Source organism: Methylobacterium sp. CM6241 (assembly GCF_054817845.1).
Window position 1 is genome coordinate 5,005,416 of the sequence record NZ_CM139246.1, and the last position, 15,589, is coordinate 5,021,004.

The window sequence follows — 15,589 nt, forward strand, 5'->3', positions numbered from 1 at the left end:
AAATTGGTAAAAATGTCGTCGATCACCGGGTGCGGCCGGCTTCGACGATCTGCGTAACGAGGCGTTGAATGGCCACGGAAAAGAAGCTCAAGGACCCGGCCGAGGCGGCTCTTTCCGCCATCGAGCAGGCCCTCAACCTGGACTTTCCCTCGACGCAGGCGGCGGAGCCCCGGGTCGAGCCGCGGCTTCCCGATGTGGGCGACAACGATCTGCTGAGCGAGCAGGGTGGCCGCCTCGCGCCCCCTCGCCTCGATCTCGACCAGCCCCTCGCTTCCGACCTGCCGCCGCCGGACCGCAACCGGCCGCGCCGCGAAGGAGGTCTGCTGCCGCCGGACCGCTCCATGGTGGCCAATGACGACCGCCAGAACATCGGCATCCTGCAGCAGACCCTGCGCGTGCGGCCGTCCGGCACGCCCTACATCGTCGCCGCGATCGTCTCCGCTGTCTGGTTCGCCGCCCTCCTCGCCCTCGCCTGGAATCAGTCGGGAGGTGAGCTGAAGGGCTTCTTCGCCGGGATGACGGCGCTTCAGGCCGCCGTCGGCGCCACCGCCATCGTCGGCCCCATCGTCCTGTTCGCGATCATGGCGATGCTCGCCGTCCGTGCGCAGGAGATGCGCCTCGTGGCCCGCGCCGTCGGCGAAGTCGCGATCCGCCTCGCCGAACCCGAGAACTTCTCCACCGATGCCGTCCTCACCATGTCGCAGACGGTCCGCCGTGAGGTCGCGGCCGTGGGCGACGGCGTCGAGCGGGCGCTGGCCCGTGCCGGCGAACTGGAAACCCTGGTTCGCGGCGAGATCGCGACCCTGGAGCGGGCCTATTCCGACAACGAGATCCGCATCCGCTCCCTCGTCGACGAGCTCGTCGCACAGCGCGAATCCATCGTCGCCAATGCGGAGCGCGTTCGCGGCGCGATCACCGGGTCGCACCAGAACCTGACGCAGGAGCTCGATGGCGCGGCCGAACGCATCGTCGCCGCAGTGACCGGCGCCGGCGAACGGGTGACCGGCGCCCTCGACGCGCGCGGCGACGCCATCACTTCGGCGCTCGGCAACCGTGGCGACGCCATCACGGCGGCCCTCGGAGAAGCCGGCGACCGCGTGGTCGGCCTCGTCACCGACCGTGGCGACGACCTGGTGCAGCGCCTCGCCAGCACCAGCGAAGGTGTGCGCAGCAGCCTGACCGAAGTCGGCAACACCCTGACGCAATCCCTGGAAAGCCGCGCGGCGGACGTCACCCTCGCCTTTGAGCGGACCGGCGGCATGCTCACCGCGACGCTGGCCGACAATGCCGGCCAAGTCGCCCGCACCCTCGCCCAGACCGGCATGGAGGTGATCGAAAGCCTGAACCGCCAGGGCAGCGAAGTTCGCCAGGCCTTCGAGGAATCCGCGCGCGGCCTCGAAAACACGTTCCTCGCCCGTGGCACCGAACTGACCACGACCTTCTCCAACACCGGCGGCCAGATCACCGCCCGGTTCGCCGAGACCGGCACGGCGCTCCGCGAGCATTTCGCCGCCACGGGCGCCACCATCACCGACGACATCGCCGCTCGGGGCGCGGCCCTTCGCGCTGAGATCGAAGCTGCCGGCAGCGGCGTATCCGAGACCATCGAAACCCGTACCCGCGAAGCGCAGGCGGGTCTGGCCCAGGCATCCGAGGGAATCGTCGAGACGTTCGCGGCCCGGACCACGGCCCTGCGCGACGACCTCATCCGGTCGATCGAGACCGCCGGCAGCGGGATCGACGATCGCGCCGGTCTTCTGGCCGAGCGCATCGATACGGTGGCCAACCGCCTGCACGAAACCCTCACCGTCCAGGGCGGCTCGCTCGAGAGCAACCTGACCTCCGCCGGAGAGCGCGTGGGGGATCTCGTCACCCAGCGCGCCGAGGAGGCCGCGCGGGCGATGGATGCGGCCCTGGCGGCCCTCGGCACCCATTTCGAGACCCGGGCCATGGGCACGGTGGAGAACCTCCGGGGCACCGTGGCGGGCCTCAACGGCGAGATCGACACCCGGTCGGCCGAGGCAGCGGCCGCGCTCCGCAGCAGCGGCGAGGATACGGCCTCCGTGGTCAATGCCAGCATCCGCCGCCTGACCAAGGCCGGCGAGCAGGTCGGCGGTCTCGTCACCCAGCGTGTCGAGGACGCGACCCTCACCCTGACCGGAGCCTTCGGGGTTCTCGGCAGCACCTTCGATTCCCAGTCCGGCACCGCGATCGAGAGCCTGCGCGCCGTCCTCGACACCCTGGCCAGCGAGATCGGCTCGCGGACCAGCGAGGCCGCCGACATCTTCCGCCGCAGCGCGGAAGAGACCACGGTGAGCCTTGGCGCCAGCACGGCGGAAGCCGCCCAGGCCCTGCGCCGTTCCTCGGCGAGCGCCACCGGCGAACTCGAAGCCCGCACGGTCGAAGCGGTGCAGATCTTCGAGCAGCGCCTGTCCGCCACCTCAGCCGAGCTCGCCGCCCGCACACAGGAAGCCGCCGAGCTCCTCCAGCAGGCTGCCAGCGGCCTCAGCGGAGAGGTGGGTGGGCGCGCTCAGGACGCGATGGAGGCCCTGCGCCGGACCCTGTCCGAAATCGACCAGACCCTGGTCAGCCGCGCCACCGAGGCGACGGGCGCGATCGCTCGGGCGGCCGAGAATGTCGGCGGCGAACTCGCCGCCCGGATCAAGGATGTCGAGGCTTCCTTCGGCACGCATAGCCGTGGCCTCACCGACCTCATCACCACCCATGCCGAAGAGGCGCATGGCCAGCTCGCAAATACCGGCCGCGAGATCGTTCTGGCGGTGACCGCCCAGAGCGCCCGCGTCAGCGACGCCCTCGTGCAGAGCGGCGCCACCTTCGCCGACACGACGGAAAGCCGCGCCAAGGCCATCGACACCGTGCTCAACGACCGCCTTGCGGCGCTCCAGGAGACGATTGCGCGCGGCGATATCCTCGCCGACCGCATCGCCCGCGACACCTCCACCCTCAGCGAGACCGTCACCGGCCAGCTGCAGGAGATGGACCGCGTCATCACGGTGCAGGGCAAGGCGGTCGCCGACACCATCGCCGAGCGCACCCGCGAAGCCCGCGAGACCGTGGAGAGCCAGCTCGGCGCCCTCGAGGAACGCTCCGTGAAGCGCTCCGCCGAGATCGGCGAGACCTTCACCCATCTGGTGAGCCAGATCGACGGGCAGCTCGGCTCTCGCGCCACCGCCCTCAACGAGGCCCTGATCCTGCGCACCGGCGAGATGGCGCGCATCATGGTCGAGGGTAGCCGCGATCTCGTCCAGACCCTCGATGCCCGCGCCGACGGCATGGCGCAGGACATCGCCAGCCGCAGCCTGGCCCTGGGCGATACCCTCGGCAGCCGCTCCACCGAGATCGCTGAGCGCTTCGAGCAGCAGGCGACCGACCTGTCCCGCCGCATCGAAGAGGGCGTCGGCCGCTTCGACACCAGCGTGGTCGGGCGTCTCGACACCATCGCCGCCGCGCTGGAAGAGCGCAGCCGCCTGATCGACGAGACCTTCGGCTCCCAGGCCTTCGAAGCGATCCGCCTCATCGAGAGCCGCACCCGCGCCGTGGACGAGGATCTCGCCAACCGGACCCGCGAACTCGTCGAGATGATCGAGAGCCGCACGGGCCATGCCAACGAGGCGCTGGCCGGACAGGCGGAGGCGATCCGCTCGTCCTTCTCGCACCGCGCGGAAGCCTTGGCCGCCCTCATCGACGAGCGCACGGCCGCCATGGGCCAGGAGCTCGACGAGAAGGGACGCGTGGTCTTCGGCGCCCTCGGCACCCGTATCACCGAACTGGCGCAGCTGTTCGATCGCGGCGGCTCCTCCCTTGCGGAGCTTCTGGAACAGCGCGGCGACACCATCATCGCCCGCCTGCGCGACGTCGTCGCCGATGCGGACCGTCTGCTCAGCGAAGGCGAAGGCCGCCTTGGCTCTACCCTCCAGACGCGGACCACCGATATCGGCAGTCTGCTCGACGAGGGCGTGCGCACCGTCCACCAGCTCCTGGACAACCGGACCAACGAGATCCGGACCATGCTGGACGATCATTCCCAGGTGCTCGCCAGCAGCTTCGAAGACCGGCTGGCTCCGTTGCACGATTCGCTCGGCCAGCATGGCCGGACCTTCGTCGACACGATCGAAGCCAGCCTCGGCGGCGCGGCCGGCGCGGTGGAAGCCCGGACCCGCGACCTGGTCGCGCTGTTCGACCAGCGCATCGGCGCCCTGGACGAACTCGTGGACGGTCGCGGCGCGAGGATCGCGGAATCGGTGGAAGCCCGCACCCACGGGCTGCGGACCCTGTTCGACGACATCCTCACCGCCCTCGACGGCCTGGTGGATAGCCGCGCCGAAGCCCTCACCGACCGGGTCGATGCGCGCACCCACGCTCTGAGCGCCCTGTTCGACGAGCGCCTGCGGGCGATCGATGATCTGGTGGAGAACCGCGCGGCCGAACTCGTCCGCACCATCGACACCAAGGGCACGGCCCTCACGCAGACCGTCGACGACCGGACCCACGCGATGGGTGCCCTGTTCGACGACCGCATGCAGGCTCTCGACGCCCTCGTGGCGGAGCGTTCGGCCGATTTCGCCCGCACCATCGACACCAAGGGTACGGCCCTCACGCAGACCGTCGACGACCGGACCCACGCGATGGGCGCTCTGTTCGACGACCGCATGCAGGCCCTCGACACCCTCGTGGCGAACCGTTCGGCCGATTTCGTGCACACGCTGGACACGAAGGGCTCCGTCCTGACCCGCTCGGTCGATGCCGGCACGGCCATGCTGAGCACGCTGTTCGACGAGCGCCTGCGCGCCCTCGACGAGCTGATCGAGAACCACGCCACGCAACTCATCCATACGGTGGACGAGCGCGGCGGCAGCCTCACCCGGTCCCTCGACGACCGCACCGGCTCCCTGCGCGCTCTCTTCGACGAGCGCCTGGGCGAGCTCAACGCCCTCGTGGAGAACAGGACGGCGGACTTCGCCCAGACGGTGGACGACCGCGGCGGACACCTCACCCGGTCCCTCGACGACCACACAGGCTCCCTGCGCGCCCTCTTCGACGAGCGCCTGGGCGAGCTCAACGCCCTCGTGGAGAACCGGACAGCGGAATTCGCCCGTACCATGGAGATGCAGGGCAGCACCCTGTACCAGGCGGTGGACGATCGCACCCAGTCCATGGGGACGCTGTTCGACGAGCGCCTGCGCGCCCTCGACACCCTGGTGGACGACCGCGCGGCGGCGTTCGCCCGTACCATCGAGCATCAGGGCACGTCTCTGACCCAGGCCGTCGAGGCCGGTGCCCAGGCCATCGGCACCGTCTTCGACGAGCGCCTGCGTGCCCTCGACCATCTCGTGGACAACCGCGCCGCCGATCTGACGCAGACCATCGACAATCGCGGCATCTCCCTGAGCCAGGCCGTCGAGGCCACCGCCCAGTCGATCGCGACCGTCTTCGACGAGCGCCTGCGCGCCCTCGACCACCTCGTGGACAACCGCGCCGCCGATCTGACGCAGGCCATCGACAATCGCGGCACGTCCCTCAGCCAGGCCGTCGAGGCCACCGCTCAGGCCATCGGGAATGTCTTCGACGCGCGGATGCGTGCCCTCACCGATCTCGTCGAAGACCGGACCGGCGCGTTCACCCGCACGGTGGACGATCAGGGCCAGTCGCTGACTCAGTCGGTCGATGCCCGTACGCAGGCCATCGCAGCTTTGTTCGACGAGTGCCTGCGCGCCCTCGACCAGCTCGTGGACAGCCGTGCGACCGCTTTCGCTCATGCGATCGACAACCACGGCGCCGCCCTGACCCAGGCCGTGGATGCCCGCAGCGAGGCCTTCACGAACCGGATCGACAGCCGGATGAAGGTGTTCGCCTCCCTCGTCGCGTCACGCGGCGATGCTCTCGCCAATGCGTTCGACGACCGCCAGGACGCCTATGCGGCCCTGGTCGACGAGCGCAGCGCGACGATGCTCTCCGCCTTCGACGAGCGGGTGAACCGCCACGCCGCCCTCGCCCAGGCCCATGCCGATGCGCTCGCAACGGCTCTGGACCAGCGCAACGAGGCCGTGGCCGCCCTCATCGACGGGCGCAACCAGGACATGGTCGCCGGCTTCGATCGCCGCTCGACCGCCCTGGCCTCTCTGATCGAGGCGCGCGGGCAGTCCCTGGCCCGCCGGCTCGCCGAGAGCGCGGAGACCATCACTCGCGCGATCGAGGAGCGTGGGGGATCGATCGTGGAGACGATCGACACGCGCGGCACCCATATGGTCGAGGCGATGGCGACGCATTCCGAGCGCCTCCGCGAGATCGTCGAGGGGCCGGCCTCCCAGCTCGTCGCCTCCCTGGGCGAGCGCAATCAGGAGATCGCACGTATCCTCGACGAGAGCGCAAAGCCCCTCGCCGACACCTTGCGTGATCGTGTTCGGGACCTCGCCGAACAATCCGAGGCGTCCAGGAATGCCCTGCTGGCAGCCATCGACGGTGGCGCCTCCCGTGCGCTGGCGAGCCTCAACGAGGCGAGCGATCGTCTCCGCAGCGAACTCGCTGGCGTCTTGGACCGGGTCGAGGGGGCGAATTCGGCCCTGCGCGAACTCGTCACCGATGCCGGAGAAAATCTCGGCGCCATCGAGAACGGCCTGTCGGGTCGGGTCGAGCAGGTGCAGGCGACGCTCTCCGCCATCGGCACCGAGACGGAGCGCGCCAGCAGAAGCGTCGCCGAACAGGTCGACCAGCTGAAGGCCGTCGCCGAGGGCGCCCTGCGCGATGCGGCCGACCTCGCCGCCTCGCTCGATGCCCGCGGGACCTCGCTCACCGAGATCGCCCGCGCTCATTCCGGCACGCTCACCAACGCGGCCGGCTCGCTCGAAACCGTCGAGACGCGCCTCGTCGATCTTCTCGCCAGCCGCGACAAGGCGGTGGAAGAGGTGCTGACCCGCATCGAGGCGCGGTCGGGCGTCCTCGAGGAGCAGACCGCGCGGTTCGACACGCAGATGGCCGAGACCCTTCGCTCCGCCGAGGAGCGGGCACGGGGCATCGCCAGCAGCCTGTCCGATGCGGCGCAAAGCGCGGGCGCCAGTGTGACCGGAGCCTTCGAAGGTCTGCGCAAGGATGCGGGCAGCGAAGGCGAGCGGACGGCGACCGCTGTTCGCACGGCGATCTCCGGCGCATCCGAGCAGATGATGACGGTGTTCGAGAGCGCGGCCGGCCGCTTCGGCGACTCGGTGGCGGGGATGCGCGAGATGGCGGCGGAGATCCGTCGCGAACTCGAAGCGACGCGGGCGGACCTGCAGCGCGGCGTTCTGGAAATCCCCCGGGAGACCCAGGAAGCCACCAGCGAGATGCGTCGGGTCGTCTCCGACCAGATCAAGGCGTTGAACGAGCTGTCCTCGCTCGTCTCCCGCTCGCGGCGCAGCGTCGACGTGACCGAGGCGGTGGCCCCTGCCCCGCGCAAGGCGGACGTCCAGCCCGCCAAGCAACAGGACGTGCAGGTCTCGGAACCCGCTCCGGCCAAGCCGAAGCAGAATGGGGCCAACCCGGTCGCGCCACCGGTCGCCGCAAAGCCCTCCGAGCCGAAGGCCCGCGAGGACAAGTCGTCCGACGCTCGCCCGACCCAGCAGATGACGATCGTCTCCGCCCCGGCGGCCCGTGCCGGCAACCAGCCCGCCCTACGTCCCGGCGAGACTGCGCGTGCGGGTGCCCCGTCGGGACGCGACAATCGCGGCTGGCTGTCGGACCTGCTGACGCGCGCCTCCCTCGACGACGACACGGATGGGGCCGATCCGGCGAAAGCGGCCGCCGGTCCCAACGGTCAGGCCAAGCCGGACGCGACCAAGGCCGGCTCCAACAAGGCGGAGCCCGCCAAGGCCGGCTCCGCGAAACTGGAAGCGGGCAAGGGCGCGGCCGTCGACCGCAGCCGAACCGCCCTCGAGACGATCTCCAACGACATCGCCAAGATGATCGAACATCAGACGGCTGTGGAGTTGTGGGAGCGCTACCGTCGCGGTGAGCCGAACCTGTTCGATCGCCGTCTCTACACCGCGCAGGGTCGGCAGACCTTCGAGGAGATCCGCCGGCGCTACGCGGCCGATGCCGAGTTCCGCCGCACGGTGGACCGCTATGTCGGCGAGTTCGAGCGGCTCCTCGGCGAAGTCTCGAAAAACGACCGCGACTCGCGTCGTGCCGATGCCTACCTCACCTCGGAGACGGGCAAGGTCTACACGATGCTCGCCCATGCGAGCGGCCGCTTCGAAGGGGCCTGACATCCTTCGGCGACGGGGCGGCATCACCGCTCCGTCGCCGGATCACGGTGAGGGTGAATAAGGTCAGATCAGGCCGAGGACGGAGAGCTCGCGTCGCAGCGATTCGGGCATGTCGGCGAGGCCGTCGGCGCGGCGCATGTCGAGATCGGCCGGCGCGGACCGTACCGTCAGGTAGCGCCAGCCCTGGAAGGGCCGGCATGGGCGCGGATTGACCGGGACCACGACCGAATCGAGGACGAGGCGACAGCGGCCGACGCCGTCCGTATCGGTGAAGGGCTCGATGGCCGTGATGGCCTGGCGGCAGCACAGCGTGCCCTTGATGACCCAGTAGATCGAGCCCTGCCTGGCAATGGCCGAGGCACGTTTGGGCACCATTCGGGTCACGTGGAACGTGGACGGGTCGCGCCCCGCCTGCAACGCGTCGTCCCGGTTGCGGGCGATGCGTTGTTCGAGGTCCTCGATCGTCGCGGGTCCGACGCAGAGCTTCAGGAGGTGAAGGGCCATGACGGCCCTCTTATCAGTGCCGTCGACGATGCGCGCGGGGCATTCGTCTCGCTCAGGAAAACAGGGCGAGTTTCTCTTTCTCGCTCAGTCCGTCGATATCTGCGAAAGCCGTGGCGATGTCGGTCTTCTCGGAAGCCGGTGACGTCGCCCGGTCCTCGGTGCTCTCGTCGTCGGAAACGACATCGTCGGCCGGCTCGTCGTCGAAAGGCTCGCTCGTATCCTCGGCGATAGCGTCCTCGGCGACGGTGTCCTCGGCGACGGTGTCCTCGGCGACAACATCCTCGCCCGCCTCGGATGCGTGCGGCTCAGTGAACGGGGCGTCTTCGTCCGCCGTCTCCGTGGCGGAGGAAAGCGGCAGGTCCGGGCTCATCGGCTCTTCCGCCTGCTCCTCGACGACGGCCTCCATCTCCCCCGTCACGTCGTCCTTCGCTTCCCGAACGCTCTCCGATCGCCCGGAATCCATGTCGATGAACCGGTCCACATCGCTCTGGTCGAGGTCCTGGGCGACAGTCGCCGCCGTCGAGCCCGGCGCCGGCGGGATCGCCTCGACCTCGCCGCCCCAGATCGCGATCATCGCCGCGAGGCGCTCTTCGAGGTAGCGCAGGGTATGGATGATCCGGGCCGTGCGCTGCGCCGTCAGATCCTGGAACGAGCAGGCGGTGTAGATTTCGGTTGCCCGGCGGTCGAGCACGTCGCAAATCGTCGCATCCGCGCCGGTTTCGCGCATCGTCCAGGCGGTCTCCTGGACTTCTTCCGCAGCGCCGAGGATGTCCGACGTCGCGCGCTCGGTGGCCCGGACGATGGCGTCGAGGGCGACGGAGGCGATGCCAAGGCGACTATGGTCCTGATCCACGGTGCTGATCGCCGCGATCTCGGCTTTGGTTCTGGCGATGGCGTGGGCCATGTCCATCAGGTCGCCGCGCATGCGTCCGACCCGCTCGGTTTCCCGGTCGGAGGGGCGATCCGCCGTCACCGCGCTTTCCAGGCGAGAGATGGCGCCGAGCAGCATGTCCGTATCGGCACTGCGGTTGCGCCTGGTATATTCGGCGAGGAACCAGCGGCCGCGTTCGCTCTCGCTCATCGCCGCTTCGATACGGTCGTATTCCGACTCATCGACCGGGGTGAGCGAACGCATGACAGACATAGAACTCGTGTCCTCGATGGTGCCTCGCGCCGTTGCGCGAAGTCGCGGGTACCAGCACCAGTAGATTGACACGATGGTTTTAACGCCCCCTTTACGGGTCGAATCATCGTCAGCGGCCGGCAACGCTTCGGCTTGAGGTCGCTTCGCCCCTCGATCGAGCGGTCCCCCTTGTCTCAATCCTCTCCGACGGAGCCGAACGCGACGCGTCTGTCGCTGCTCTATGCCGTCGTCTTCGTCGAGATCGGCATCGCCATGCCGTTCATGCCGGTCTGGCTGAAGGCGCTCGGCCTCGATGCGCGGATCATCGGCGCCCTCCTGGCGCTGCCCATCGCCATGAAGATCATCGCCACGGCTCCCCTCGTGGGGCTGATCGACCGGGGCGTGGCCGCGCGCCGTCTCCTGCTGGCCGGCAGCGTGGCGGTGGCGGCGACCTATGCGCTGATGCCCGCCGGTGCCGCCATCGGCTGGCCCATCCTCGCTGTGCTCGTCGCCATGAACGCGGCGGCCGGAGCGCCACTGGTGCCGACCATCGACTACCTCACCCTCGCGGCCGTGCGGCACAGCAAGCGGCTCGACTACGCCCGCATCCGCATGGCGGGGTCCATCGGTTTCCTCATCGCCAGCCTGCTCGGCGGGGCGGCCCTCAGCGCCATGGGGGAACGCCTCGCCGTGCCGGTCCTCCTCACCGGCCTCGCCCTCGTCGCCGCGGCCACCATCTTCGCCAGCCCGGTGGAAGCTCATGTGGCGCAGCCGCGCATCGCGCCCGGCACACGCCCGAAGCTGCCCCGCGTGCTCTGGCTCTGCATCGGCGCACAGGCGACAATCCAGGCGAGCCACGCGGCGACCTACGCCTTCGGCAGCATCCATTGGCAGGCCAGCGGGATCTCGTCCTCGTGGATCGGCGTGCTCTGGGCGACGGGCGTCGCCGCCGAGATCGTCTTCTTCGCCACGGTGGGGCGCTGGCCCGCCCATTGGCGTACGCCGTTCCGGCTCATCGGCCTCGGCGCCGCCGCGTCCCTCATCCGTGTCGTCGGCCTGTCCCTGATCGGCGGCGAGCTCGTTCCGGCGCTGTTCCTGCAGACCCTCCACGCATTCAGCTTCGGGGCGACTCAGCTCGGCGCCATGACGGCGATCTCGGCCTTCGCGCCCGATGGGGCGCGGGGGCGGGCCCAGGGCATGTCGAGCGCCGTCAATGCCTGCGCCTCGGCGAGCGCGACGATTCTCTGCGGTGTCGCCTACCAGGCCGGCGGCGGCTCGCTCGCTTTCGCCCTGATGGCGCCGCTCGCCCTGTCCGGCCTGTGCCTCGTGTCACTTTCCGCGAGAGCAGCGACACTTGCCCCCTTCACACCGCCCCGTTTGTAGGTCAGCACTCCGCCGCTTGTCGCGGGTCTTGACCAATCCGTAACCTTGATCTGCGTTTTAGTTGCGCATGAACCGGGAGTCGCGCTTCGTGCGCCACGCTGCTGCCAAGCCGAACCCTGACGCCGCCGAAGCCGAGTTTCTCGGCGAAGGTGGACGCGTGGTCTTGAGCGGTCGCTGGACGGCGGATCAGGGTGCCTCCGTGGAGCGGGCCGCCGCGCGCATCGCCAGCGATGCAAAGGGTGCTCCCATCCTCGTCGACCTGTCGAAGGTAGCGCGGCTCGACACGCTCGGCGCCTGGGTCCTGGAGCGGACCCGTGGTGAGATCGAAGCCGCGGGCGGTCGCCTCGCCTATGCGGGGGCCACGGCCGAGCACCGTATCCTGCTCGGCGAAATGAATCTGCCGGACGAGGATTATGCCGGCCCGCCCAAACGCGGCCGCCTTATGGGCTTCCTGCACGATCTCGGAATCCGGGTCGTGGGCGCGAAATCCGACATGGTCAGCGGCCTCGCCTTCCTCGGGGAGGTGGTGACCGCCTGTATCCGCGTCGCCTCGCGGCCGAGCACCTTCCGCGGCACGGCCCTGGTCAACCAGCTCGAACAGGTCGCCTTTCGGGGCGTACCGATCATCATGCTGATCTCGTTCCTGGTCGGCGGCATCGTCGCGCAGCAGGGCATCTTTCAGCTTCAGCGCTTCGGGGCGCAGAGCTTCGTCGTCAACCTGATCGGCCTGCTCATCCTGCGCGAACTCGGCGTGCTCCTCACCTCGATCATGGTGGCGGGGCGCTCCGGCTCGGCCTTCACCGCCGAAATCGGCTCGATGCGCATGCGCGAGGAGGTGGATGCCCTGCGGGTGATGGGCCTCGATCCCATCGAGATCCTCATCGTCCCGCGCATCCTGGCGCTGGTGATCGGCCTGCCGATCCTCGCCTTCCTCGCCTCGCTGGCGGCCCTGGCCGGGGGCGGCCTCACCGCCTCGCTCTACGGCGGCATGACGATCGACGCGTTCCTGGCGCGGCTCCAGGCCGCCGTGTCCTTCCACCACGTGGCGGTCGGCCTCATCAAGGCGCCGTTCATGGCCCTCATCATCGGCATCATCGCGACAATCGAAGGTTTCGCCGTCGAAGGATCGGCAGAATCGCTCGGACGTCACGTCACGGCCTCAGTCGTGAAGTCTATCTTCATGGTCATCGTATTGGATGGACTTTTCGCCGTGTTCTTCGCGGCCATCGATTTCTGATCGCCGTGAACCAGATGTCCCCGCCCCCCGCGCCGTTCGACCGCGCCCCACCTCGCGACGTCATCATCGGCGTGCGCGACCTCGTGGTCGGCTTCGGCAGCAAGATCGTGATGAAGGGGCTCGACCTCGACATCTATCGCGGCGAGATCCTCGGCTTCGTCGGCCCGTCCGGCCAGGGCAAGTCGGTCCTCACCCGGACGATCCTCGGCCTGGTGCCGAAGCGCTCCGGCACGATCGAGGTGTTCGGCGAGGACGTCGACACCATGACCATGGCCCGCCGCCGGCAGATCGAGCAGCGCTGGGGCGTGCTGTTCCAGCAGGGTGCGCTGTTCTCGGCGCTCACCGTGAAGCAGAACATCCAGATGCCGATGCGCGAGCACCTGAACCTGTCCGAGCGCCTGCTCGACGAGTTCGCCCGCCTCAAGATCGAGATGGTGGGCCTGAAGCCCGATGCCGCCGACAAGCTCCCCTCGGAATTGTCGGGCGGCATGATCAAGCGCGCGGCGCTGGCCCGGTCTCTCGCCCTCGACCCTGAGATCCTGTTCCTCGACGAGCCGACTTCGGGCCTCGACCCGATCGGCGCCGGGGAGTTCGACGAACTCGTCGCCACCCTGAAACAGACGCTGGGGCTCACCGTCTTCATGGTGACGCACGATCTCGACAGTCTCTACACGGCCTGCGACCGCATCGCGGCGCTCGGCGACGGCCAGATCATCGCGCAGGGGCCGATCGACGCCATGCTGGCGAGCGATCACCCCTGGCTGCGCTCGTATTTCCACGGCAAGCGGGCCCGCGCGATCGTCCCGCAGGGAGGCCGGCATGCAACCGCCTAACGCCGTCCTGACGATGCGGGCGCCGTTCGGTCGGACCGGAGCCCGTGTCATACCGATCCGAGTCCGGACACGATTCGAGGGCATCGCGGGTCCCCTCTCCTGGAAGGAGAGGGACAGGGTGAGGTGTGCGATCTCTCCGGAGATGGACCGCACCTCACCCCAACCCTCTCCTTCCAGGAGAGGGAGCCTCGCCGTGCTCCATGCCGACACATCCGAGTCTTGTGAAACGCCTTCGGGCGAATCGGCGCGTCCCGGTGCGCCCCCGATAAGGGAGCCTGCGCCGAGCCAATCGGCTGGAATGCCCCTCATCCCATCTGCGCGACACCCGAGCGGAGCCGTGCGCCACATAGCCCAGCGATCGATCGGGGCTCGCGCACCGTGTGCGTCCCCGCACCGCACTCGCCCCGCCACGCCGAGGTATCGCTGATCCGATGGAGACTCGTGCGAACTACGCCCTCGTCGGGGCTTTCACACTCGCGGTCGTCGTGGCGGCCTTCGGCTTCGTGTTCTGGCTCCAGGGCGGATCGCGAAGTCAGGTGCGCGAGAGTGTGCGCATCGTCTTCTCCGGCAGCGTCGGCGGCCTCGCCAAGGGTTCGACCGTGGCCTTCAACGGCATCAAGGTCGGTGAGGTGATGGATGTCCGCCTGCTGCCGCAGGACCCTCGCCGGGTCGTCGCGATGGTGGAAGTCGAACGGACCACGCCCCTGCGCGCCGACACCCGGGCCCGCCTCGATTCCGCGATGCTGACCGGCGTCTCCACCATCTCGCTCTCCGGCGGCAACGCCGATTCGCCGCCCCTGACGCCGGGTTCGGGCGACCAGACACCCACGATCTTCGCCGACAGTTCCGACATCCAGGACATGATGGCGGCGGCCAAGCAGATCGCCCAGCGCGCCGATGACGTGCTGCAGCGCCTCGACAAGCTGGTGGCCGGCAACGAGGGCGCCATCACCCGAACGCTCGCCAACGTCGAATCCTTCTCCAAGACCCTGAACGATGCCGGGCCTGCGGTGAGTTCGCTGGTGAAGGCCATCGACGGGCAGAAGCTCAACCGCGTCATCGACAATGCCGAGCGCTTCTCCGCCGCGCTCAGCACCGCGAGCCCCGACATCGAGGGTGCGGTGAAGGACGCGCGCTCGCTTGCCGGCAAGCTCAACGCCTCGGCCGACCGGGTCGACAACGTGCTGAAGGGGGCCGAAAGCTTCCTCGGCTCCGCCTCGGGCCAGGCCGGGAGCAGCACCTTCGCCGAAGTCCGTGAGGCGGCGATCTCCGTGCGCGATGCCGGCAAGGCCTTCCGCACCCTGTCGGAGAATCTCGACAAGCGCACCTCCACCATCGCGTCGAGCTTCAGCCGTCTCAGCGGGACCGGACGGCGCGAGGTCGAAGCCCTCTCCTCGGACGGCCAGCGCACCCTCAACACCCTGAACCGGACGGTGAAGAGCCTGGAGCGCGACCCGTCGCAGGTCATCTTCGGCGGCAAGCCATCGTTGCCAGAATACAACGGTGGCCGCTGAACCCGGCAAAGCCTAGCCGCATGTGTCCGGCGTCACGGCACGGAAACCGCTATGGCGTAGTTTACGGTTGCGCTTCTTGCAGCGCTGCACAGGTTTCCAGGCCCTTCGGATGACGTTTCGCTCGCATGCCCTGGCGCTCGCCTGCCTCTCCGCCCTGCTCGGCGGTTGTGGCGGCGGCGCGCCCATGACCTTCGACCTCGCCGCCCTGCCGAGTTCCGGCCGGCCGAGCGTGGCGGCGCGGTCGATCTCGGTGGCCGAGCCTGTCGGCCTCCAGCCCTTCGAGCAGGATCGCATCATCGTTCGTCAGGCCGGCGGCGCCCTTTCGTTCCTCGGCGGCGGACAATGGGCCGACCGCCTGCCGCGCCTCGTCCAGACACGGCTGATCCAGAGCCTCGAGAATTCCGGACGCCTGAAATCCGTGAGCCGCCCCGGCGACAAGATCGTGGCCGATTACGCGCTCATCAGCGAGATCCGCGCGTTCGACATCGCGTCCGGCTCGGGCGAAGCGGTGGTGGACATTTCGGCCAAGCTCATCACCGACGGCACCGGCAAGGTCGTCGCCGCCCGCATCTTCACCGCGCGCGTGCCGGTGGCCAAGGTCGAGGCGGGCAACGCCGCCGTCGGTCTCGATGCCGCTCTGAGCGTCGTGCTCGCCGACATCGTCCGCTGGGTCAATTCCGGGCATTGACCGTCGCGTCGCGGTACTCCCCGTGGAGTACCGCAGGTCGAGACGGGCA

At 69.1% G+C, this 15,589-nt stretch carries 8 protein-coding genes; 6 read left to right on the top strand and 2 right to left on the bottom strand.

The features are described 5' to 3' along the window. Positions 1-68 precede the first annotated feature (68 nt). Positions 69-8,258 (top strand): apolipoprotein A-IV repeat region-like domain-containing protein, encoded by an 8,190-nt coding sequence (locus ACYQR9_RS23655; protein WP_461228231.1) that lies wholly within the window; start codon positions 69-71, stop codon positions 8,256-8,258. Positions 8,259-8,321: 63 nt separating this feature from the next. Here the strand turns inward: ACYQR9_RS23655 and ACYQR9_RS23660 are convergent, their stop codons facing one another. Further along, positions 8,322-8,762 (bottom strand): DUF1489 family protein, encoded by a 441-nt coding sequence (locus ACYQR9_RS23660; protein ID WP_461228233.1) that lies wholly within the window; start codon positions 8,760-8,762, stop codon positions 8,322-8,324. A 52-nt stretch (positions 8,763-8,814) separates the two neighbouring features. Then, a complete protein-coding gene (locus tag ACYQR9_RS23665; RefSeq protein WP_461228234.1) occupies positions 8,815-9,906 on the bottom strand; it encodes a hypothetical protein in 1,092 nt (363 codons plus the stop codon). A 168-nt stretch (positions 9,907-10,074) separates the two neighbouring features. Between ACYQR9_RS23665 and ACYQR9_RS23670 the strand changes: the two genes are divergently transcribed. The 5 genes from ACYQR9_RS23670 to ACYQR9_RS23690 all read left to right on the top strand — a co-directional run bounded on the left by ACYQR9_RS23670 (position 10,075) and on the right by ACYQR9_RS23690 (position 15,540). Then, on the top strand, positions 10,075-11,268 hold the full coding sequence (locus ACYQR9_RS23670; protein WP_461228236.1) for an MFS transporter: 1,194 nt from the start codon (positions 10,075-10,077) through the stop codon (positions 11,266-11,268). Between the two features lie 67 nt (positions 11,269-11,335). After that, positions 11,336-12,505, top strand: a complete 1,170-nt coding sequence (locus ACYQR9_RS23675) for an ABC transporter permease (protein ID WP_461228237.1) — start codon at positions 11,336-11,338, stop codon at positions 12,503-12,505. Between the two features lie 14 nt (positions 12,506-12,519). Then, positions 12,520-13,338: an ABC transporter ATP-binding protein gene (locus ACYQR9_RS23680; RefSeq protein WP_207411670.1), complete on the top strand. Its 819-nt coding sequence runs from the start codon at positions 12,520-12,522 to the stop codon at positions 13,336-13,338. Positions 13,339-13,769: 431 nt separating this feature from the next. After that, on the top strand, positions 13,770-14,852 hold the full coding sequence (locus ACYQR9_RS23685) for an MlaD family protein (protein ID WP_056426158.1): 1,083 nt from the start codon (positions 13,770-13,772) through the stop codon (positions 14,850-14,852). A 109-nt stretch (positions 14,853-14,961) separates the two neighbouring features. Beyond that, positions 14,962-15,540, top strand: a complete 579-nt coding sequence (locus ACYQR9_RS23690) for an ABC-type transport auxiliary lipoprotein family protein (protein WP_461228239.1) — start codon at positions 14,962-14,964, stop codon at positions 15,538-15,540. Positions 15,541-15,589 lie beyond the last annotated feature (49 nt).